This window comes from Paenibacillus algorifonticola, from assembly GCF_000971975.1.
In the GTDB taxonomy this organism is placed as follows: Bacteria; Bacillota; Bacilli; order Paenibacillales; family Paenibacillaceae; genus Pristimantibacillus; species Pristimantibacillus algorifonticola.
Genome location: NZ_LAQO01000050.1, coordinates 1 through 22936, shown reverse-complemented (window position 1 = coordinate 22936; position 22936 = coordinate 1). Strand labels below are relative to the sequence as shown.

Below are 22936 nucleotides of genomic sequence, written 5' to 3'. Positions count from 1 at the left end.
TTCAAATATCCTTCGAAACCTTCCTGTACCATCGTATGTCATTACATACCCATGCGAAGCAGCCAATAAACCGATACAGCCAGCATAATCGCCGAACCCGCAACCAGCCCTTTGAGCCAAAAAGGAGTCGGAGCGGCTTGCTTGCGGTTCGTTCGATGCATCAGCATGCGCCACGCCTCCGCGCCTTCAGCAGCATCTGCGAAACGTCCCGCAAGCGCATCCGCGAGCCAGCCTGCAATCGGCTTCAGAGAAGCATTGGTCGCAATGAGCTGCTCCAAATCCTCGGTAGAACGGTTTTGCGGGAGCAGCGTCAAGGTGAGCTGATGCAGCCTCTTCGGATCGTGCATCTGAATACACAGCACCGCGAAGGAGAATAGGTCGTATTTCAAATCTGCTGCCCGCGACCCCGCATTCCAGTAGCCACGATCATAGATTTCAGTAAACTGGCGGATGCTCTTTCCTACCGCCGTCACCCCGCCGTAATCCACCAGCTCGACATGCCCATAATCGGCTACCATCACATTTTCCATCTTCAAATCACAAAATACCCAACCCTTACTGTGAAGCTCCGCCAGTTTATTCAACAAATTGAGACTGACGAGCGGAAACCATTCCTTGCCGTTTTGCAGCAAATACGCAGACAAATTCACTCCGCGCACATACTTCATAATATAAAAAGGGTAATCCCGTCCATCGGAGCCTTGCAGATCATCCACATCATACAAAAATGCAGGCGCCTGACGCCTTCCCTGCTTCGCAAGCGTCTGGAGCACATTGATTTCCGACTGCAAGTCGACTGCATCAGCGCCTACCTTAAGCGCAACCCAGCCCTGGTCGGAGTGAACCAAGTATACTTTGCCATTTGCGCCTTCCCCAAGCAGACGCTCCACCCGATACTTACGGCGCTTCCATTTTCCAGTCACCACAGTGCCACGGCGGAGACTGATTCTAAACGACGTAGTCACTCATCATCCCATCCGTTTCTTCTCTGCTCCTCCTACCATAATCCCCCTGACGATAAAAATCAATCACCTGCATCAGCGCGGGACCGGTTGGCGTCGTGCCGCTCATTTGCAATTTTGGGAAAATCGACTGCGCTCCCGTCAAATTATCGGTCCAGCCCAAATCCATTTTGCACTCTTCTCCATGCCTTCCGCCCGGAAAATGAAATACAGCTATTTCGCTTTTCCCTTGCCTCGCTTGCAGGCTCAGCATTAAATCGCGAATCGCTTCCTCCACTGCAATCAGCTTCGGCTTCATGCTCGCGCTGGCATCAATCAGCAGCGCCACCTGCAAACTGGAGCTTTCCCCCAGCTCATCCATCACCCTCACGACCTCACTGCGTGTCTCCGGCGGCAAATCCTCAATCGCCCCGCTGCCCAGCACATGCTTAAGCTCCTTTTGCACAGCTAGCTGAATCGTCTGTACGACCGTCTTGCGTGTCATCATCTGAACAGTCTGCGCCAGCTGGCGTGTATGAACCATCCGGCTAATGCCGCCGCCAGCCCTTGCGATCTCCTCAATCTCCATGCTGCCGGACTCGCCGGCATCTCCGTGATCAAGCACCCCGACGACATTGACCGCTATACCTTCCGCCTTCGCATGAGCCGCTGCTACAATCGGACTTAGCCCTACATTCGAACAACCATCGGTTATAAGTAAAATTTGTTTCATCCCTATCAATCTCCCCTCACAAGCGTAAACGGCTTTGCCGTCCTCTGGCGGCAAAGCTTTCGTTTCGCGATGAAATATAGAGAAAGTATGGCGATATCATATACTTTCCTATATTTTAAAAAACGAATAAAATGCACAAACAACCACCGATCAGCACGCCGCCCCGCTTTGGAGACAAGGAGCTGATTCTATCAGTTTTGCCCATTTTAAGAGAGATAAACGGCTATACACAGAAAAAACCAGCGTTCGTTCATAGCCGCTCCTCTTTGAAGCACGCTATGAACAAACGCCGGCCTGGGTTAATCACCTCCAAGAAAAATCTTTATTACGCTGCCAATAAGCCGCTTCACCTCCGTTTAGTAGGTAAGCCTAGTAAAGCGTCCCGACCTTCTCTCTCCTTTCTCCTTTCACCTTTCACCTTTTTAATCTTCCCCCGTATGCTAGCTTACCGTACGCGGCCGCTCCATTCGCGTCAGCCCCGGCCAGCGGAATGCCGCCCACTCCGGCAAATGCTTGTCCACACGTGCTACCAGCACGGTCATATCATCGATAATCTCCCCTTTATGATGACGCACAACAGTGTCGAGCAGCACATCCGCCATTTCCTGCGGATCCTCCGTTTTCAACTCATGAATAATTCGTTTCATCCACATCTCCTTATTGACAGCATGGCCTGGCGCATCATAAATGCCATCGCTCATCATAATGAGCGCATCCCCGGGCTGAAGCTGCATCGAAATCATATCAACATCAATATCCTGCAAAATGCCGATGGGCAAATTATTCGCCGTAACTGGAATCACTTCTCTGCCGCGCTTAATAAAGCTCGGCGTTGATCCGATTTTCATAAACATCGTTGAGGCGGTATAAAGATCGATAATGGCGAGATCCACGGTTGCGAATACTTCATCTGACGAACGCAGCAGCAGGATGGAATTGACCGATTTGACCGCGAGCTTCTCGTCCATACCCGACTTGAGCAGCTGCTGCAAAATCGACAGCGCTGCGCTGCTTTCCTGGCGCGCCCTCTCTCCATTTCCCATGCCATCGCTAATCGCCACGGCAAATTTGCCGTTGCCAAGCTCCACCATGCTAAAGCTGTCGCCTGACAGCAGATCGCCCCCTTTGGCCGCACCAGCAACGCCCGTTTCAACTTCAAACACTTTGGCGGAGCCAAATAAGACACGTGTTGCTTCTCCATTTTTCTCCGGTTCCTCCTCAAGTTTAACTGCAATATGCTCACCTAAAATATCCGTAAGCAGCGGCGCAATAATTTTGCGACACTCATCATATCCCTTGCTAAATGTATGGTACAGCTCAATATCAACATTGCCCTCCTCCAAATTAATCACTTCAATTTCTCGAATCGACAGGCCCAGCCCCTCCAGCGCCTCCCTAATCTGCTCCTCCTGCAAATGCAGCGTTTGCCCCTCGCGGCGAATTTCCTTCGCCAAATCCTCCATGACCTGGGACACGCCGGTCAATTGCTCGGCCACCAGCTGACGGGAGTCGAATATTTGCTTCTTCCAGTGCATATTATTTTGATAAAGCTCGTACTGCTGCTTCATGACAGACATCACCTGCGTCGACTTCGAGCAATGGGCGGTCCACGTTCGCGGCATATCCTTGGCTCCAGGGGCCCGCTCCTGCTCTACCGTCGTCATCATCTCGGTCATCACTTTATAGGTTTGATAAAATTTATCCCCCCAGCATGCGTTTTGCCTGTGGCAGCTTGCGCAGCTTCGAGCCGCCACCTCATTCATAAAATGAGTAATCTCGTCTTCGCGATTCATCGCCACGACACTGCCGTTTAATTGTCCGAAGCTTCGCGACAGCTGCCGGAACATCTCCGAATATTGCGTGACCCGCTCCGCCGTCACCTCCCGCACCCGCTTCGCATATTCATGCTGCGACTTGGCATGCTCATTCGTTCCCGGCACATAGCGGGATATGGTTCGTATCATGACGCGCGGCGTCAAAATCAGCATAATAGCCGCTGTAACCGATTCCCAAGTGGACGCCATCACATCGCCTTGACCGCCTACATATACGGCTAGAATGGACGTTCCGAGCAGCATGCCGAAGGCTACAGCCATCTTCCCTCCATCCCGCAGCAAGCCCGCCAATAGTCCCGCAAACGCCAGCAGGCTCATCTGCACAATGGCGTTAAAGTCCGCAAGGCTGAGTATGAGTCCAGCGATGACCCCAACGGATGCTCCAAGCGGCGCCCCTCCAGCAAGCGCGAACAGCACCAGCATATACCGCGACATAATATGCTCCACCGACATGCCGTAAATCACCCAGCCCACCGCCCCCGTCATGACGGAAGCGAGCAAAATCATCAGGCATATAATTTCCTCGCTGCGCAGCGCCGTCGTCTTCTTTGACATGGTCAGCACCGGAATGGCTTGAATGAACACGAGTGTGAGGACGAATCCGAGCGCCGCCTCCACTACGACCAGCATGATGCTGTACCAGGTCAGCGTGTCCAAGGTGAAGACATGAAACAACTGGACAAGCAAGGTGGCGGTAAATACGAGCAGCGGAGCCGAAGCAAGCTCAGCTTTCTCATAGGCTTCGAGCCCCTTGAACAAGAGGAATAACGCGGCAATTTCCATCGCAATCCAGACCGGGGAGGGTGTAACCGCGAAGAAGCTCCCTGCCACCAGTGACAGTCCGACCCATGCAACCGCATCCTTTCGAAGAAAATAAATGACGGCAAAATAAGCGGCTGCAAACGGCATAAGCGACTCCAGAATGACGGCTCGTCCAAGCAAAAAACCAACGGCAACAAGCAGGAAGGTCCATTTTTTCGCCAGCACCAGCTGAACAAACCGCTGCGAAGCAACGCGCTCCTTGATTTTACCGAGACGAGGCTGCAGCCATCCTTCTTTCTTCCCTCTGGGAAATACAAGTACACTTTCCTTGTTCACCAGCAGACACCACCATTTCCGAATGTATTGTGTTTCCCATTATAGGAGGTCGTCCTTAGAAAGTTTGTCAGTTTAACGTAGGCGGCCCAAAAGTTTTTTCCGACAAAATCAACTGCCCTCGCAGTCCTTGTCAAAAGCAAACTATCGCTTGCCCCATCTGGGCTCATGCCACCCTCTTTGCAGCCAATGCCTCGAACAGCTTCAACAAAAACCGTCCATTGGCACTTCTATTTCTTGGCGAATATACAGGTGAATGTGTCGGTATTGAAAGAGTAGGGGAGGAAAAAACTTGGAGGCGGCACATAAACGCAAAAAAAGCAGAACCATAAAGGCTCTGCTCTTGTCATTAAAATATGGCTCTTACTTAAACCCGCTTGGCTCCGCGTCCACCGCGTTTGCCTTCGGTATTCTTCTTCAGGGAGGAAATGCGTTCTTCACTGTCTTTCAGGAAGCGCGACACTTTATCCTCAAAAGTTGGTTTTCCGTAAGCTGGTCTCCCGGCCTGCTGCTTGAATGGACGTCCACCACCGCCGCCACCGTGTCCTCCACGGTCGCCACGATCCTGACCGCCACCACCGCCGCCGCGATTAAAGCGTTCTCCGCCGCCGCCACCAGGTCCGCCACTCGGACGAGTGCTTGGACGTGATTCACGCGCAGGAGGCAGTTGGCCTTCTGGTCGATCAATTGCCTGTTTAATGGAAAGTCCAATTTTTCCGTCTTTGTCAACGTTAATCACTTTGACCTTGACCACGTCTTCGATCTTCAGGTGATCTTTCACGTCTTTGACGTAATTATCAGCAATTTCCGAGATGTGAACGAGACCTGTGACACCTCCAGACAAATCAACAAATGCCCCGAAATGCGTAATGCCTGTCACTTTGCCCTCTAACTTCGCGCCTACTTCAATTGCCATAAAATAAAATGTTCCTCCCTAAAAGTTTCGCTTAATGTACTATTAACGTGATTATAACCGAACGGAAGAAGGAAGGTCAACAGACGTTCACCCGTTTGTGCGTCTATTTAACGACCTGTATCTGTTGTTCGCCCTCTTTAACCATGCCTTGACCTTTGGTTGCAAGCTGGGCAATATATTCCGGATCGTTAAGCCGCTCAATTTCCTGTTGCAGCTGCTGCGCCTGATTTGTAGCATTTTCCTTCTGTTTCATTACAGCTGCAAGCCGCAGTTCGGTAGCGTTTTGCTGCTGGATTTGTCCAAAGAAGGTATAAGCCGCCCAGCCCATGAAGAGGACAATAAACATCATCCACATCTTGATCCGACGTTTGGAGCCGGGATTAACGGTTAATTTGTTTGCTGCTGCTGTCGCCAATTGCTTGTACCCCCTTAAGAAATAGAACCAGATGCATCCATCCCTCGATCTGCTCCATGCCATGAAAATTAGAAGAACTTCCTCCAAAGCACAACTACGCGTGCAACCGCTGCCTTAAAGCGCTCTGTAAGCTTAAGCTTATCGGCAACCTTCATAAATCGGCGGTTCAACGGTCGTATGATAGGTCCTAATACCCACCATAGCAATAGCCATAATGGACGAGTCAATTTTAACATAATTTTTAGAATGAAAATAGTGAAAGCAGTCCCAAATCCAAGTGCCACAATACCTAATTTGTATAACAGAAGGATCGGCTTAATAATGACAAATTCCACGGTTTTGAAAATTCCTCTGATCAGTGCGCGAATGGAGCGAATGATGACCTGTACCAGCTTGATAATCGGCTTGCTAAAAAGAAAGTAATAGCTGGTTACACCTATTGCCAGCCCTAGAAAGACGTACGCTCGCACCTCGCCATTGTTGCTAGCGTACAGCACACGAAACACGATAATGGACGCCGCCAGCCAGTAGATAATGTCCAGAACCGGCAGCCACCACCGCGGAAACCGCAGCTCATTCGACACCACACGATAGCCGTCAAAAGCGACTCCCATGCCGATTCCTGACAGAAGCATCATTGCGAGCGTGTACCATTGCATCGTCAGCGTCACTTGAATAATTTACCAAACAAGCTCTTGGATTTGCTTGGGGCGTTGCCGTCCAGATAGGCGAGTGAATGAACGAGCCCCTCTATAGCGACAAAGCCTTGCTCCAGGCTGAGATGTTTAATATGCAGGTTCTGCCCTTTAATCGTTAGAAAGCCCAGATCCGTTTCCAGCAAAAACTCCTCGCTGTCGAAGCTCTCTACGTTTAATACACCGGTAATCTCCAGAAGCTTTCGATTGAGCATTTTCACTTCCTGACGCTTCTGCCCTTTATTCTGATCCACCATTGACCCGTCCCTCCACTTCAAAAGCGTAGCTTATGCTAAAGCTTATGGGAGTGGGACGAACTTTAGAACCTGTCCAGAGGGGCAAACCTATGGAAGCTATGAAAAGGGCTCATGAAAATAAAGCGGCTACCGACATATACCCTATTCTCCGATTTTGAAACAGCAGAATGTCAATGTCTAGTCTATTAGATGAAAATGCCGTCGCGCTCAGCGGGCGCTTTTTACCCGTTTCAGCTGGGCTACAATAATGATGCTGATAACGACGAGCAGCAGCCATGAGCTGATTTTGCTCACATGAACGAGGGTCCATTGCTTTTCCTGATCCGGATAGGCCCACGCTCCGAAAAAGGTCATAATATTTTCGGCAATCCAAATAAAAAAACCGATTAAAACAAAAGCCAGCGTAAGCGGCATCTTGTATACGGCTCCCCCAAGCGTGAAGTGGACATAGGTGCGCCAGAACACGAGAATCAGCCCCGCCATCAGCACCCATCTGAAATCCCATAAATAGTGATGGGTAAAAAAGTTCAAATAAATCGCCGTGCTGATCGCTACCGCATACGCCATTTTTGGCCAGCCGACCATCTCCAGATTGAACCTGCGCCATGCCTGACAGATATAGCTCGCTACACTCGCATACATGAAGCCGCTATAAAGCGGAACGTCGAATACCCTTGACCAGCCTTCACCCGGATACGTCCAAGAGCCCATCTTCACCTTATACACCTCAAGAGCCAGCCCGATAATGTGAAACAGGCAAATGACCTTTAACTCATCCCACGTCTCCAGCTTCGTAGCTACCATAACAACCTGCATGACCAAGCAGATAAGCAGAATAAGATCATAACGGGCAATGCCCGGCACATGGACGTAATGCGTAAGAGCCATAGCCCCGAAGATCGTAACCGGAAAAAGGCAATTCAGTGCCTGCAAATACCCAAACAGCAGCAGCTTTTTCAGAAAATGAATCATTTCGCCTCTACTTCGTCAACCACGTCGCTCAAATGCAGCGCACAATTAAACTTCTCGCATGACCAGCCGCCTGCGGCATTCGCATAAATCGTCGAGATGGACGTATTTTGGAGCGGCTCATTCTTATAAGCGTCTGGCACAAGCTCCTTCAAGCAGCGTCCGATGAGCGCACCGTGACTGACAATGAGTACATTTTGACCCGGATGGTTAAGGGCGATCTCCCTGAGCACCTCGGTACCACGATCAACAACCGATTCATGGCTTTCACCCTGCCAGTCCGTTTCGCGCCAATCAGCTCCCCACTTCAGGATACGCTCCGCTTCCGTCGTGCCCTCCAGCAGGCCGCCTCCCATTTCCCGCAGCCGCTCGTCCTGTTTGACCGCCACACCGCCGCCCAGGCGCTCCGCCACCGTCTCTGCCGTCACAAGCGCCCGCTGCAGATCACTGGAGTAAATATGATGCCACTCCTCCTTGCTGAGCCGCTCCGCCAAAACCTCTGCTTGCCGCAGGCCCTCCTCATTCAGCGGAATATCCGTAGAGCCCTGCGCTCTCCCCTCGACATTCCATTGCGTGACCCCATGCCTGATCCAACCAATTCTCGTCATGCTCCACTTTCCCTCCTTGTCCTTTTTTCCATCCATGCTTATATACGTAAACTTATAAAAAAAGGGCCACTCTGCACATTATTACCATGCGCGAGCAACCCTTTATCTTTATTGCCATTCAAGATCATTGTCACGCGGACGCTGTTCTTCCTTCAGCACCGTGTAGAGCTCACCGGCTTCATCCTTGCGGGTCGTTTCGGCAATTCGCTCAATTCGAACGGTTACTGTCTTCTGCCCGTATTGGATAGCAAGCTCATCCCCAACCTTTACGGCGCTGCTCGCTTTCGCTTCGCGGCCGTTGATCCAGACACGCCCCTGCTCGGACACATCCTTGGCGACTGTGCGCCGTTTGATCAGGCGGGATACTTTGAGAAACTTATCCAGACGCATGAATTATTGGATAGCTTCTTTCAGCTTGTTGCCTGCTTTAAATGCAGGAACTTTCGATTCTGGAATGTTAATCTCTTTGCCTGTTTGTGGGTTGCGGCCAACACGGCTGGAGCGTGTGCGCGTTTCGAAAGTACCGAAGCCGATCAATTGTACTTTGTCTCCACCGGCAAGAGCATCTGTTACTTCACCAAGAAAGCCGTTAAGAACAGCCTCTACATCGCGTTTAGTCAAACCGCTTTTTGTTGCAATGTTGTTAATCAAATCTGTTTTGTTCATTCTAAAATCCTCCTAATGATAAGCTTAGCTAATGGTATAGCCGCTTAGTGCGGCCTACGTTCGTGAAAGTTTACAACTGTTACACTTACGAAGTTAACTTATTCTGCTTGCCGACATGAATTCCTGCCGCTGACCGCAAATTTTTTTCACGAAAAGTGCGGAATCTTTGCTGCTCTTAGCGAACCGCGTCCCTTACTGTCGCTTTGCCTCTTCCCACCAGCGGTCCATTTCTGTTAGATCAGTCTGGTCAAATGTTTTGTTGTTTATACGAAGCTGCTCTTCAATATAAGCAAAACGCGACTTAAATTTCCGGTTCGTCATCGTCAGCGCTTCCTCTGGATCAGCATGGATGAATCTCGCTGCATTGACGACAGCGAACAGCAAGTCACCTAGCTCGCCCGCCTGCTCCAGCGCATCTTTCGAGGCTATCGCTTCACGAAGCTCGGAGAGCTCCTCCTGGATTTTATCCAGCACAGGCCCAAGGTCATCCCAGTCAAAGCCTACCTTCGCCGCTTTCTTCTGAAGCTTGTACGCCTTCATCAGCGCCGGAAGGTCCGGCGGAATGCCATCAAGCTGCGACTGGCGACTGGCGGCTGTGCCATTGCGCTCCTTCTCCTCAGCCTTCATCTGTTCCCAATTGCCAAGCGCCTCATCGGCATCCGTAGCACTGCTGGTACCAAAGACATGCGGATGACGGAACAGCAGCTTCTCGTTCAGCGTCTCAATGACATCATAGACGGTGAAAGCACCTGTCTCCTCCTCCATCTGGCTATGCAGCATCACCTGCAAAATCACATCGCCAAACTCCTCGCGCATGCCGTCCGGATCATCATTATCAATCGCTTCAAGCGCCTCGTACAGCTCTTCGATGAAGTTTTTGCGGATAGACGAATGCGTCTGCTCCCGATCCCACGGACAGCCTTCCGGGCTGCGCAAAATCGCCACAATCTCATGCAGCCGATCAAAAGAACGATTTAGCACCGCATCCTCCGTCGTACGCGGAACGAACAGCAGCGACAGATTGCCAAAGCCTGGTGTGCGATCCAGCTCGTAGAGCGGCACGCGAATAATCTGCTCCTCGCCAGCAACGCCGAGCGCGTGGCCGATGACGACCTCGAAGTCATCAGGATAACGCTCCATCAGAGCCAGCTTCACGTCGGAAGCGGTAAACGCATCGTAAATTTGCCCAATGATCGTATGTACGCGCGGTTGAAGCATGGCAGGCTGAAGCTCCGCCGCATCCAGCAGCGCAAACCCTTCGATCGGATCAATACCAAGCCGGATAAATGCTTGATCCAGGAAGCTCTCGCCGCCGATGATGTCGAGCCGAACGCCTGCATCCTCACAACGCTCGCGAAGAAGCTGCACCGTGCGCTCTGCGACCATCGGATGCCCTGGAACGGCGTAAACGATTGCCTCCTGCAACGATTGCGCCTCTAAAAGCAGCGTGGTCGCTATCGCCTCATACACCTCTGGAAACGTATCATGCTGCTCGTATACCGAATCAAATGAGGTGTACGCAAGCTCATGCTCCTGGAGCAGCGATATCGCCGGATGCTGCTCCGTCCTGACATAGACGCGCGCCGCTTGCTGGAGCCTGCGCCATACGCCGAGCGTCATTTGATCGGTGTCACCTGAACCAAGGCCTACAACCGTAATACGCGGTTCACTCATTTTTCTCCCACTCTCCTACAATTGGCTTCTCCCATTAGTATACTAAAGAAGATGCTGCAACTACAAAAAGCTGACAATCACATTTTTCCATTCCCTTAATTGGAAAAATGAGGTATATTTTATTAAAGAGGTTTAAATTTACTAATTTTGCACTTAATTAACAACCTATACAACCTGAAAGGTGGAGAGTTGATTTGAAAAAATCCTTAGCTTTAATAACGACTTCGGCAATGATTTTAGCTTCTATTCCAAATGTATCATCAGCAGCGGAGATCACAAAACCAGCCGTTATTACTATTGATTCCGAGAGGTCATCAAGTACTGCCCTACTGAAAGACGGAAATTATTTTGTAACTTTGGATCAAGAAACAAAGAATTTTCTCCAGATCATGACAGAAAGTGGTGTATTAAAAGAAATATCATCAGGTCCAGATGGAAAAATGGTCTTGTTGAATGAAGACGAGAGCTATTTAAAACTAACCTATGGATTAAATGATGAGTTTATTTTACTTCTTAAAGAAATAGTCAAAGATGCAAATAACAAAGGTGTTCTACAGGGAGGGCAAGAGCAGTGGAATACACGACTTGCCTCATCCCAATCGTCATCAATTTATAACCCGATTCAAAATGTGGTTTCACCACAAGTATTCCTACAAGACTCTAAAATATATTTTACACAAGCAGACATTGATTTATATCTTTTTGTAGCAGCAGGAATCGGACCAGAAGCCTTAGCTGCAGCATTATCTGCTCTCGCCTTTTTATTTGGAGGACCAGTTGGGTCTATTATCACCGCTGCGTTGACAATCATCGGAATCGGTACGCTGACTAATCTGTGTTATTTAATTATCCAAACCAAGGTCAATAAAAGAAACGGCGTTTATATAGGCTTAAACTGGGACGGATTTTTCCCAAATTACTCGCAAGGCACTTGGTAATTAAATGAACAAAACTTATTATAATTTAAATGCCAACGAGCAGAAATTACATAAATTCTCCATACTCTCCTCTACTCTGCTTTACGGCTCACTATTCGGCTATTCCATCAACAAAGACATTTTTTATATTTGGCTCATTATGATGCTGTGCGGCGGAATATCCCTTTTGTATACAAAAAAGTGGATTAGAACAGAAATACGTGCGAAAGTTATGACAAATATTATCGTTTTAACCGTCCTTTTGGATGTTTGGATCGTTTCCGATTTCATAGCAGTGCCTATGCTGATTAAACAGCTAGTTTTTTTAATTGTTTTTTGTATATTTGGATACAAATATTTTAGACTGCTTTACGAAGGTAAACTCGCAGTGAAGGATGGAATCGTTATTTGAACAACAGGTAAAAAAGGGCTCTAAACACGTGCGCCCAAACCCTTAAGGCTCACCTAAACATACAAAAGCCCGGTGTAGAAACAGTTGACCTGCTGTATACACCGGGCTTGTTCATTTGTAGGGTTGCCTGCTTTACTGCTCCATTTGCTTCGCTAAAAAACCAGCAGCGGTCTCTGCCATTTTTTGCTCCATAATCGACATTTTCACAGCTTCATCCTTGCTTAGCAGCACAACGGTACCAATTGGGTCTCCGCCTGCAATAATCGGCGCTATAACGAAGGCTGAAAAAGTGTCACTTATATCTTTAATCATCTCATAAGCACCAGGAGTCGTTTCAGCTACAGCTTTACGATTCTCCATGCAGCTCTCCAATATCGGCCCAACCTGCTTGTCCAGCAGGTCTTTCTTGGAGGCGCCGGCTACGGCAATAATCGTATCCCGGTCAGAGATGAGCGCCACGTGATTCGTGCTCTCGAACAGCGATTCTGCGTATTCTTTGGCAAAATCCCCGAGTTCGCCAATAGGAGAGTACTTCTTGAGAATAACCTCCCCGTCGCGATCCACAAATATTTCAAGCGGGTCACCTTCCCGAATGCGTAGTGTCCGGCGAATTTCCTTCGGAATAACTACACGCCCAAGATCATCAATGCGGCGTACAATTCCAGTTGCTTTCATTTCATGTTGCCCCACTTTCCTAGAGGATTTTAAGTCTACTGGGTACGAACTGCCTGTCTAATAGCGTAAACGGCTGTCGCCGTAATTCAGCGGCAAAGGCTCGTTTCGCGCTGAAATATAAGCGGGTTATAAGCAAGGCACTTATAAAGTCTTATATTTTAAGAAACAACTCGAATGACCGCTCTTTACTTGATCATGCTCAACAACGCTTTTGCTGTGAATCTGACCATAGTATTCATCCGCTCCCAATTTCTTATGCACGCACCTTGAACAGCAACCCCTCAAACTATTTTACCCTTTACATCCCCTTCATAACACTGCCTTTCAGCACTCCTGAAAGGCAGCGGGCAGCACGTTCCCAGACTTATTTCCTAGTTCCAGCGGGTGAGTATTCATGAAATTTTTAAATAATTGTCGCCCCATCCAGCTCTTGGGTGGCGGCTCCAGAAAAATTTTTATTTGCCATGAAGAGGCTAAGCCTGCCTCTCTGGCCCTCCGCGGGCCTCCGCATTTTGTCCTTCTCCTCGAAAAGAAAAACATCCCGCCGCTCCATTAAGAGCGGCAGGATGCCTGAATAACATGATGGTAGCAAGTAAAGCCATAGCCGCAAGCAATTTGGGACGAGCCTTGAGAACCTCGGCAGTAGGGAAATTCCGCTGATCTTTCTGTTCCTCTTCCAGCACAGCCCTAGTCAGTTTCTCCATCATTAACTCCTCCTTTAAAATAAATCAATCATGCTTCAGCAGATCGGCAAGCTCCCGCCTTAAAGCTACAAATTCTTTGTGCTCACGCACCTCTGGCGAGCGCTCTGCAGGCAAATTCACTTCAAATTGCTTTAAAATCCGCCCAGGGCCGGCCCCCATTACGACAATGCGCTGCGACAGAAAAATCGCTTCGTCAATATCGTGCGTAATGAAAAGCACGGTGGTTTTCTCTTTTTGCCATACATCCAGCAGCATCTCCTGCATTTCCAGCTTCGTCTGGGCATCCAGGGCGCCAAATGGCTCATCCATCAGCAGCACCTTTGGGCGATTGGCAAGCGCCCTGGCAATGGCAACCCGCTGCTTCATCCCTCCTGAAAGCTGCTTCGGATACGACTTGTCGAACGACTCCAAACGAATGATTTTGATCCAATAATTGGAGATAGCCCGGCGCGCAAGCGTTGGCACCCCTTGCAGCTTGAGGCCATATTCAATATTTTCACGCACCGTCAGCCACGGAAACAGCGTGTAGCCCTGAAAAACCATGCCTCGCTCTGCGCCGGGTCCGACAATCTCTTCACCGTCCAAGGCGAGCATGCCGCTCGAAGGCTCATCAAGTCCGGCAACCATGCGAAGCAGCGTAGATTTGCCGCAGCCGGATGGGCCAAGTATCGTTAAAAATTCATTGGAGCCAATGGTGAGCTGAATATCGCGCAACGCTTCAAAGCTGCTTTTTCTCGTTCGATACACCTTATGGAGATCGCGGATTTCAATCGTTCCGCTGCCGCCAGCTGCCGGAGCAGCAGCTTCCGCGTTTTGCGCCAATACATTCTCCTTCAGTTGCTCCTTTGCTGTTACCGTCGCCATATTCAACTGTGATCGCCTCCAAAAGCGTTCAATTTGCGCCGCCCGCTCCGCTTACATTCCAGTAAGCGAGCTGGCATCGGATTTAACTAACCGCCGTCCATTTTTGTCAGGTAATCTAACAATTTTAATTAGAATACCGTAATTTTTTACTATTTGTCAATTTATATGTTAGGTTTATTTACATTATACTTATAGCCTGCTGATATTTCCTCCAGCCGCCATATTCGGAAATTCGTTCTGCCTGCTCAAGAGCATAGCCTTCGCAGATGAAGCCCGGCACCTCTGCCCCATCTTCCAGCTCCACTTTCCCTATGCCGAGAGGCGCTGGTATGAGGGCGGCGAACTCGCCAAAACGAGCCAGCGGCATTCGCCAAAGCTCCAGCGCGACCGATACTCCACCCCGCTCCAGCTTGATCATGCCTGGCTTTGCCGGCATCGTATGGAGCTTGATCAGCTCGTATTTGGCCGCCGTCTTCGCTTCCTTGACAAAGGTCGCTCCGAAAGCGAGCATTTGCTGCTCCAACGCGAATCCGCGCATATGAAGACCGCAAACAGCGACAAGCGTCGTCTGATCGAAGTCGGATTCGGCGACTGCTGCAAATGCGTTATTTGGACTGTATTCCTCCCGCCCAGACCACCCCGACTCCATTGTCCGACTGGCATACAGCTTACCTAAGCCTTCAAGCAGATGCTCCCGATCCGCTAAAGCGAACAGCGTAATGCCAAAAGGCAGCCGCTCCGCCGCCTCCCCCGAAGGAAGGGCAACCGCACTCAGATCAAGCAAATTACAGTGGTTCGTATAAGCGCCCATTGCCGTATTCGTCTGTATCGGCAGCTCGCGAACCTGCTCCCGCGTCCACGTTCCGCCACAGGTCGGCATTACCAATACCGCATCGCCGAGTAGGGCCTTCGCCGCTAGCTTGAAGGCCTGCAAGCGATGCATAGAATCAAATACGGAAGCTGCCGTATGGCGCTCGGCGGCTCCCGAACGAAGCACCTGCTCCGTTGCAGGCACCGCAACCCCTGGATGGCTTTCGATAAAATCACCCAGATCAGCCCAGCGCTCCGCTACCCAAGGGCCTTCATATAACTCAGCTGCCGCTTCTGCAAACAAGCTGCAATCCACATATTCAATGGCGAGCCCCAGCGCTAGCAGCTGCCGGACAGAGCCATCCCATGCTTGGGCATATTCATCAGCAAACGGCCCATAAAAAGTCGGACGCTCTTGCGGCAAATATAGCTTGGACGGCAGACCACTGGCGGAGCGTATAACCTCTCTCGACCATGGATCGGCAAGATCTACACCGCGAGCGGAGCTGTCGACAGCGAGCGCATCATCTATACTGTGGGCGAATACCGTCACACAGTCCAGGCTGGCGCAGGCAGGCACGACGCCCTTGGTCGGCCACGCGCCAAGGCTCGGCTTGTAGCCGACAAGCCCGTTCAGCGCGGCCGGTACACGGCCGGAGCCAGCGGTGTCTGTGCCAAGCGAGAACACCGCTTGGCCGCGGGCAACAGCGACAGCCGAGCCGGAGCTCGAGCCGCCGCTAATCAACTCGGGGCGCAAAGCATTGTGCGCCTCGCCGTAGGGGCTTCTCATGCCGACCAAGCCGGTGGCGAATTGGTCGAGGTTGGTTTTGCCCAGCGGGATGGCCCCCGCACGAACTAAACGCTCCACTACAGTGGCGTTTTCGTCCGGCGTATAGGCAAATTCCGCACAAGCTGCCGTTGTCGGCAAGCCAGCAACGTCGATGTTGTCCTTGACCGCGAAAGGGATGCCCCAGAGCGGCGTTTTTGCCGGATCGAGCAGCGCGAGCCGCTCCAAATAAGGGCGCAGCCGCGCAAGCGTAGGCGGCGTAATCCAGATGTTCATTGCCGCATCACGTTCGGAACGGCTGATGACTTCTTCAATAACCGCCTCAGGAGCAAGCTGCTGGGCAGCATATTTTTCACGCAGCCACTGCATTGTAAGCATTTCAGGAAAAGTAACAGCCGTCATACGAACGACACCTCTTTCTGGATTTGCATAATGCCGGCAACAAGCTGGCCGGTATGAACCTCATCACCAGGCTTGATATAGATCGAGGCAACGACACCATCACAGGAAGCCTGCTGGGAAAATTCCATTTTCATGCTTTCGACAATGATAAGCGTATCGCCCTTTTTCACCTGATCGCCCGGATTGATGAGCACCTTCCAGACACTCCCCGGCATATTGCAGCGAATGGCCTCCACCCCTGTCGGAAGCTCCTCTTCTTCTCCTTGAGCCGCACCATCCTGCTCGGAGACATACTCTGCAAGGCCGAGCGCCTTCCAGCTCTCGCGCTCAGCCTTGAACGCCGCCTGCTGGACCCTACGGAACGACTCCGCATCCTTTTCAATAGAAGCGAGAAAAACCAAATAATCTTTCAGCTGGAAAGTTGTCTCCGCAATCTCAACATCAAAGCGCCCGCGTGGGAAATCCTCACGCATCTTCAACAACTCATCTGCATCAACCGGATAAAACTGAATTTGGTCAAAAAAACGCAGCAGCCAAGGCTTGCCCTCTGCAAAGCTCTTCGTCGTCCGCAGCTTATTCCACATTTGAATCGTGCGCCCAACAAATTGGTAGCCGCCCGGCCCTTCCATGCCATAAACGCACATGTAGGCTCCGCCAATTCCGACCGCATTTTCAGGCGTCCACGTCCGCGCCGGATTGTATTTGGTCGTCACCAGACGATGCCTTGGATCGATTGGTGTGGCAACAGGCGCACCCAAGTACACATCACCCAAACCTAGCACAAGATAACTGGCATCGAAAACGATGTGCCGCACATCCTGCATATCATCCAAGCCATTGATCCGGCGAATGAATTCTATATTGCTCGGGCACCACGGGGCATCCGGACGCACCGTTTGCTGATAGCGGTCTATCGCTAGCTGCGTGGACGGATCATCCCATGAAAGCGGAAGCCGCACAATTCGCGATGGAACTTCAATCGTCTCAAGCGGCGGCAGGGAGCTATCCAACTCCAGCAAGCGTCGGCAAGCATCGTGGGCCGTGATGCGAGTGCGATCGATATGCACCTGAAGCGAACGAATGCCTGGCGTAAGATCTAGCACCGGAAGCGAAGCATCCGCCCGAATGGCCTCCATCAGCACATGCACCTGAAAACGGAGCAAAATGTCCAGCTTCAGCTCGCCATATTCCACGAGCAAATTCTCATCCCCGCTGCACCGAATAGCGATGGGAAATCGCCGCCCCGCCTCCTCGCTAACGAGCAGCGGATAGGATGGCGAAAGCAACTGCTCCCTAGGCTCAGGAAGCCTCAGCTCTTGCAGAGACGCTATGTCGCCTTCACCAAGCGCCCGCAGATTAGCTTCCTGTGCATCGCGCAGCACATCAGCTTCTTCAAGCGTCAATAGCTGAAAATGAACCTTGTCACCGGGATGCAGCTGCCCCAGCTTCCAAAACTCGGCGGAAGCCGTCGTGACCGGGCATACGAAACCACCCAGGCTCGGGCCATCAGGCCCCAGCAGAATCGGCATATCACCCGTCAAATCAAGTGTTCCCACAGCATAGGCATTGTCGTGAATATTGGAAGGATGCAGCCCTGCTTCGCCGCCATCCTCTCTAGTCCAAAGCGGTGCAGGACCGATTAAACGCACCCCTGTGCGGGAGCTGTTAAAGTGAACCTCCCACTGCGTATCGGTTAACTGCTTCAAATATTCCGGCCGCAAAAATTCCTCTGTACAATGCGGCCCCGGTATGACGCCGATCGTCCATTGTCTCCCAATGGCCGGACGGTAAGCAGGAGCAAGCCCCTCCGCTAACGGCGAGGATAAATGGTCTCGCCACAGCTCCCAGAATTGTTCCGATAGCTGTTCAGAGAACACCATTTCATGCGATGCTGCGACAGCTTCGTGAACTCTCAGCACATCGCCAGCTCGCAGCGCCCGGCCGCCATGACCGCCAAAGCCGCCCAGCGTAAACGTTGCTGCACTGCCCAGAATCAGCGGCATATCCAGCCCGCCAGCAACCTGCAAATACGTCCGCAGACCAGCGGCCGCCTCGCCGAAGCTGAGCACCTGCCCCGCCTTCGCCAGTACGGGCGCATACAGCGGAACAAGCTCGCCATCCAGCTTCGCCTGCATATCAGCACCCGTCAGGCAAAATCGCATCGCATCACGAAAGCGGAAAGAGCCGCCGCGTAGCGTCAGCTCGAGGCCTGCCGCCTGATCCGAATTGCCAAGCAGCTTGTTGCCCAGACGGAACGAGTAAGGGTCCATCGGTCCGCATGGAGGCACACCAACATCCCAATGCCCGACTCTTCCGGGCCAATCCTGCACCGTCGTCTGGACGCCGCCATCCAGTACCTCAATGGCCTTCTCCACTGGCGCAAAATCCTCCAGCATCCGCGTATAAACGAGCCCCTCCTTGCAAGCCGCATCCGCAAGCAGCGCCTGCACATATTGCAAATTCGTCGTCAAACCGTACATCCGCGTCTGTGACAGCGCCTCTCCCAGCTTCCGCAGGGCATCCTCGCGATCAATGCCGTGCACGATGATTTTCGCCAGCATCGGGTCATACAGCGTCGTAATGGTCATACCGTCTCGCACCCATGTTTCATTGCGCGCCTGCTCCGAAAATCTTGCTTGATCAAGCTGCCCCGCACTTGGGCGAAAGCCCTGCAGGCAATCCTCGGCGTAAATCCGCGCCTGAATGCTATGTCCCTGCGGCTTCTTCACCAGTGATTGCAAATCACGCAGCTCGCCCGCTGCTTCCCGCACCATCCATTCCACGAGATCGAGGCCAAGCACCTCTTCCGTAACGCCATGCTCCACCTGAAGCCGCGTGTTCACTTCCAGAAAATAAAACGCAGTCGTTTCCGGGTCATATAAATACTCCACCGTCCCCGCGCTGCGGTAGCCCACCTCGGCAGCGAGCCTTGCTGCCGATTCCATCATCGCCATGCGGACGCTGTCCGGCAAATGAGGAGCCGGGCTTTCTTCCAGCACCTTCTGATTGCGCCGCTGCACGGAGCAATCCCGTTCACCGAGGGCAACAATCTCTCCGTAGCTGTTGCCGAAAATCTGCACCTCGACATGGCGCGCCTTGGCGATATATTTTTCCAAAAACATCCCGCCGTTCTTGAAATTCGTCTCCGCTAGATGACGAACACCCTCATAGGCAGCCAGCAGAGCCTGCTCATCGTCACATACCCGCATGCCGATACCGCCGCCGCCCGCCGTGCTTTTCAGAATAACCGGATATCCGATTTGCCGCGCCCGCAGCACCGCCTCCTCCACACTGTCAATCAGCTCGGTTCCCGGCAGCATTGGAACGCCAGCCTTCTGCGCCAGCTCCCGGGCGGAATGCTTAAGCCCAAACTGCTCCATCTGCTCCGGGGTCGGGCCGATGAATACGATACCGCGTTCGGAGCAGGCACGGGCAAAGTCGGCATTTTCGCTCAAAAATCCATAGCCCGGGTGAATCGCCTCCGCACCCACCGCTACCGCCGTCTGAAGAATCAGCTCCGCATTCAAGTAGCTCTCTTTGGCAGGGCCATCTCCAATCCACACCGCCTCATCAGCGTCATCCACATGCCTGCTGTCTTGATCCGCCTGCGTATAGATAGCGACAGACTGAATGCCCAGCTTGCGCAGCGTGCGCTCGATTCTCACGGCAATTGCGCCGCGATTTGCGATCAGTACCTTTGTAAACATAACGACCTCTCCCCGCATTCATTTATTCGTTCCAGATCAGTACCTGCACAGGTGTTGGGTTATAGGCATTGCAAGGATTGTTCAACTGCGGACAATTGCTAATGAGCACTGTCGTCCTGCCATGCGATTGCATCTCTACATAGTAGCCAGGCGCGGATACGCCGTCCGCAAACTGCAAGCCGCCCTCAACAGTCACTGGCACATTCATGAAAAAGTTCACGTTCGGCGCCAAATCGCGCTTCGTGTAGCCCGCCTCCCGCTTCGCCAGCTGGAGCATGAACGTATCGCGGCAGTTGTGCATATGCAGCTTTTCATGGGCATACCGCACTGTGTTGCTCTGCGCGGAGCAGGAGCCGCCGATCGTATCATGGCGTCCGCATGTATCGGCAACAATCGTCACGAGCGGCTTTCCCGACTCCGCCCGCAGCACCGAGCCTGCCGTTAAATACACATTCGCCTGCCCTGCAATCGTCGCGATGGCGCTGTAATGATCTTCCGGCTGATCTGCGTCGTAAAACAGCGTATCCGCCGCCTGATTGCCTTCCAGATCGACAATTCTGAGAACTTGGCCAGGCAGCAGATCATGCATCCAACCATCGCCAGCCAAAATGGTTTTATTGTAAACGGCCTCCGCCGCCTTCCGCGGGCTTTCTACCAGGTTAAATGCCGCCATTACCATTCGCCTCCCCGTAAAACGTCGTATTCCCATGTATTTTCGAACGCACGGCGGTTTTCCGCACGATAATTCACACAATAATCACGTTCCCGATCTACCGCATCTGCGGCAAATACTTCGATCAGCACGGGAACCGAAGGATAAGCACCTCTTGCATCTAGCGGGTTAGGCGTATTCGACAGTACCAGCAGCACATCCATTTCTGTTCGCAGTGTCACACTGGCACCTGCCGGGCAATGATTTTCGGCATAATGCATATCACCCTGCTCATCGCAGCTGATTTTGGAAAACCAGTTGACAACCGGCATCAAATCTCTGACACTCATGCCGTTTCGCACCAGCTCTACCGTCAAATTCTCCTGCCCGCTTCGCAGCCAGCCATTACGAAGCTCCTGATAATTCGTCGCACCATAGCGCTCATCGGTAAGCTCGCGGCTTGTGTAGCCGCCTAGCGGGTCATGCCAGCCAAGCTCATCCTCCACAATGCTTACCATCGCGCGTCCATTATCGCTCATCAACACATTCCCTTTCGTTAGATGTGAGATATGCTGCGCCTTGAGTGTATCCGGCATATTGTAGCGCTCATTCAAATCTCTGGCGCTGAACAGCATAGCGGACACATTCGCCCCACTATCAAGGGCAGTCAGACAAACGAGCTTCCCCCGTCCAATAACGCCTGACCACTTGCCTCCAGCTTCAATCGTTTTGCTCCACTCTTCACCCATTCTCACTCCGCCTCCCCATGTGAATATAAATAAAAAAAGCCTGGGAGATTGATCTCCCAGGCTTTTATCCTTCCGTGTTATACAGCGATTCGCGCCATCAGCGCTTGCATTCGACTGTATGCCGTCTCTCGGACCAGACTTAGCTTTTAACAGACGAGGCACACCCCCACAAGCAGCTAACGGAACCCTAGACAGCGATTTGTTTCCAGTTTATTTTGCAACGGAAACCTATATTCATTTGTCACATAACCTAACGTTAGATAGATTATATGACTGTTGAATATTATTTGTCAATAATAATGTAAGATAATATAACATTTAAGGCTCTTGGCTTTTATATTCATTCCGCTCGTGAACTGCCAACCACCTAAGAGGTGGCGGCTTCTTGGTCAATGAAGCTACTGCTCCAAGTTTACCCAAGCTTACAGGCTAGATTCCTAACCCAATAGATGCCATTTACATGGCTAGTTTCAAAAGGTTTAGAGCAGCGTTTACGTCTCTATCATGATGCGAATGGCAGTTTGGGCATGTCCATTCACGCAAGGCAAGATTTTTCACCTCTGCATTTTTGTAACCGCAACATGAACACAACTGACTACTTGCATAGTTCTTTGGTGCAACAATCAATTCTCTGCCATACCATGCAGACTTGTATTCCAGCATCGAACGGAACATGCTCCAAGATACTTCACTTATTGCTTTTGCAAGCTTGTGATTCTGCATCATGTTCTTCACACATAAGTCTTCCATCACGATGACTTGGTTATCGTTTATCATTTTGGCAGACGTTTTGTGCAAGAAGTCTTTACGCTGATGGCTAATTTTTTCATGTAGCTTGGCCACTTTCAGCCTAGCCTTATGACGGTTATGGCTTCCCTTCTGCTTGCGGGATAAGTCCTTTTGCAACTTAGCTAATCGCTTTTCAGACTTACGCAAGTATGTAGGATTGGCTATAATTTCGCCATGTGAGGTAATAGCAAAATCTTTCAGTCCAAGATCAACGCCAATCTTAGCATGCGATTTGGGCAACTGGACAATCTCCGTTTCAACCAATACGGAAGCATAATAGTTTCCCGTTGGTGTTTTGGAAATCGTGCATGATTTGATAAGCCCCTCGAATGGACGATGCAGCTTGATTTTGATTTTCGTTTTTAGCTTTGGAATCTTGATAGTTCCCTCTTCAATGGTAACGGTTCCATTTTGATTATTGGTTGTAAAGCTATGGTGATTCGTCTTCTTGCTCTTGAATTTAGGAAATCCCACTTTCTTATCACGAAAGAAATGCTTATAGGCTTTTTCAAGATTCATTTGTGCATTCGCGAGTGCAAGGCTATCCACTTCTTTCAGCCAGTCGAATTCTTGCTTGTATTGTGCTGGTGTATTTTTGAGCATCGTTTCCGTTTGCTTGTAATGTTCTATCTTATCTGCAAGCATTCTGTTGTAGATGAAGCGA

Annotated in this window: 21 protein-coding genes and 1 riboswitch; of the genes, 1 reads left to right on the top strand and 20 read right to left on the bottom strand. The window is 51.1% G+C overall.

The annotated features are described in order from the left end of the window. Positions 1 to 41 precede the first annotated feature (41 nt). The 12 genes from WH37_RS30500 to yabN form a co-directional block, all read right to left on the bottom strand. Positions 42 to 965: a protein kinase domain-containing protein gene (locus WH37_RS30500; protein WP_046234431.1), complete on the bottom strand. Its 924-nt coding sequence runs from the start codon at positions 963 to 965 to the stop codon at positions 42 to 44. Then, complete coding sequence (locus WH37_RS30495; protein ID WP_046234430.1) at positions 949 to 1674, bottom strand: vWA domain-containing protein; 726 nt, start codon at positions 1672 to 1674, stop codon at positions 949 to 951. Before WH37_RS30495 ends, WH37_RS30500 begins: the two co-directional genes overlap by 17 nt. A 440-nt stretch (positions 1675 to 2114) precedes the next feature. Beyond that, the gene (gene spoIIE, locus WH37_RS30490) at positions 2115 to 4607 is read right to left on the bottom strand and encodes a stage II sporulation protein E (protein WP_052737347.1); all 2493 of its coding nucleotides are present in this window, start codon (positions 4605 to 4607) and stop codon (positions 2115 to 2117) included. A gap of 364 nt (positions 4608 to 4971) precedes the next feature. Further along, entirely contained in the window at positions 4972 to 5520 is a 549-nt protein-coding gene (locus WH37_RS30485; RefSeq protein ID WP_046234429.1) for a S1 domain-containing RNA-binding protein, read from the bottom strand. A gap of 103 nt (positions 5521 to 5623) precedes the next feature. After that, positions 5624 to 5935: an FtsB family cell division protein gene (locus WH37_RS30480; protein ID WP_046234428.1), complete on the bottom strand. Its 312-nt coding sequence runs from the start codon at positions 5933 to 5935 to the stop codon at positions 5624 to 5626. A 68-nt stretch (positions 5936 to 6003) separates the two neighbouring features. Then, positions 6004 to 6594, bottom strand: coding sequence for a spore cortex biosynthesis protein YabQ (gene yabQ, locus WH37_RS30475; protein ID WP_052737349.1), 591 nt, complete (start codon positions 6592 to 6594; stop codon positions 6004 to 6006). Between the two features lie 8 nt (positions 6595 to 6602). Further along, positions 6603 to 6887, bottom strand: coding sequence for a sporulation protein YabP (gene yabP / locus WH37_RS30470; protein WP_046234426.1), 285 nt, complete (start codon positions 6885 to 6887; stop codon positions 6603 to 6605). Between the two features lie 207 nt (positions 6888 to 7094). Further along, complete coding sequence (locus WH37_RS30465) at positions 7095 to 7856, bottom strand: DUF817 domain-containing protein (RefSeq protein WP_046234457.1); 762 nt, start codon at positions 7854 to 7856, stop codon at positions 7095 to 7097. After that, positions 7856 to 8464 (bottom strand): histidine phosphatase family protein, encoded by a 609-nt coding sequence (locus WH37_RS30460; RefSeq protein WP_046234425.1) that lies wholly within the window; start codon positions 8462 to 8464, stop codon positions 7856 to 7858. The genes WH37_RS30465 and WH37_RS30460 overlap by 1 nt, the downstream gene beginning before the upstream one ends. A gap of 108 nt (positions 8465 to 8572) precedes the next feature. Further along, positions 8573 to 8854: an RNA-binding S4 domain-containing protein gene (locus WH37_RS30455; protein WP_046234424.1), complete on the bottom strand. Its 282-nt coding sequence runs from the start codon at positions 8852 to 8854 to the stop codon at positions 8573 to 8575. Positions 8855 to 8857: 3 nt separating this feature from the next. Beyond that, positions 8858 to 9130 carry an HU family DNA-binding protein gene (locus WH37_RS30450; protein ID WP_046234423.1) on the bottom strand — a complete coding sequence of 91 codons (273 nt, stop codon included), beginning with the start codon at positions 9128 to 9130 and terminating at the stop codon, positions 8858 to 8860. 192 nt (positions 9131 to 9322) lie between these two features. Beyond that, positions 9323 to 10804: a bifunctional methyltransferase/pyrophosphohydrolase YabN gene (gene yabN, locus WH37_RS30445; RefSeq protein WP_046234422.1), complete on the bottom strand. Its 1482-nt coding sequence runs from the start codon at positions 10802 to 10804 to the stop codon at positions 9323 to 9325. Between the two features lie 194 nt (positions 10805 to 10998). Between yabN and WH37_RS30440 the strand changes: the two genes are divergently transcribed. After that, positions 10999 to 11742 (top strand): hypothetical protein, encoded by a 744-nt coding sequence (locus WH37_RS30440; protein ID WP_046234421.1) that lies wholly within the window; start codon positions 10999 to 11001, stop codon positions 11740 to 11742. Positions 11743 to 12265: 523 nt separating this feature from the next. Here the strand turns inward: WH37_RS30440 and spoVT are convergent. The 8 genes from spoVT to tnpB all read right to left on the bottom strand — a co-directional run. Then, positions 12266 to 12808, bottom strand: a complete 543-nt coding sequence (gene spoVT / locus WH37_RS30430; protein WP_046234419.1) for a stage V sporulation protein T — start codon at positions 12806 to 12808, stop codon at positions 12266 to 12268. Positions 12809 to 13281: 473 nt separating this feature from the next. Further along, entirely contained in the window at positions 13282 to 13515 is a 234-nt protein-coding gene (locus WH37_RS30425; RefSeq protein ID WP_156182413.1) for a hypothetical protein, read from the bottom strand. Positions 13516 to 13536: 21 nt separating this feature from the next. After that, entirely contained in the window at positions 13537 to 14376 is an 840-nt protein-coding gene (locus tag WH37_RS30420; RefSeq protein ID WP_082111084.1) for an ABC transporter ATP-binding protein, read from the bottom strand. A gap of 178 nt (positions 14377 to 14554) precedes the next feature. Beyond that, positions 14555 to 16375: an allophanate hydrolase gene (gene atzF / locus WH37_RS30415; protein ID WP_046234417.1), complete on the bottom strand. Its 1821-nt coding sequence runs from the start codon at positions 16373 to 16375 to the stop codon at positions 14555 to 14557. Beyond that, complete coding sequence (gene uca, locus WH37_RS30410; protein ID WP_046234416.1) at positions 16372 to 20082, bottom strand: urea carboxylase; 3711 nt, start codon at positions 20080 to 20082, stop codon at positions 16372 to 16374. Before uca ends, atzF begins: the two co-directional genes overlap by 4 nt. Positions 20083 to 20104: 22 nt before the next feature. After that, positions 20105 to 20755 carry an urea amidolyase associated protein UAAP2 gene (locus WH37_RS30405; RefSeq protein WP_046234415.1) on the bottom strand — a complete coding sequence of 217 codons (651 nt, stop codon included), beginning with the start codon at positions 20753 to 20755 and terminating at the stop codon, positions 20105 to 20107. Beyond that, entirely contained in the window at positions 20755 to 21483 is a 729-nt protein-coding gene (locus WH37_RS30400) for an urea amidolyase associated protein UAAP1 (RefSeq protein ID WP_046234414.1), read from the bottom strand. The genes WH37_RS30405 and WH37_RS30400 overlap by 1 nt, the downstream gene beginning before the upstream one ends. A gap of 51 nt (positions 21484 to 21534) precedes the next feature. Further along, positions 21535 to 21685, bottom strand: a riboswitch (guanidine-I (ykkC/yxkD leader). Positions 21686 to 21939: 254 nt separating this feature from the next. After that, the coding region (gene tnpB, locus WH37_RS30395; RefSeq protein WP_046234413.1) for an IS200/IS605 family element RNA-guided endonuclease TnpB at positions 21940 to 22936 on the bottom strand (997 nt) is incomplete at its 5' end.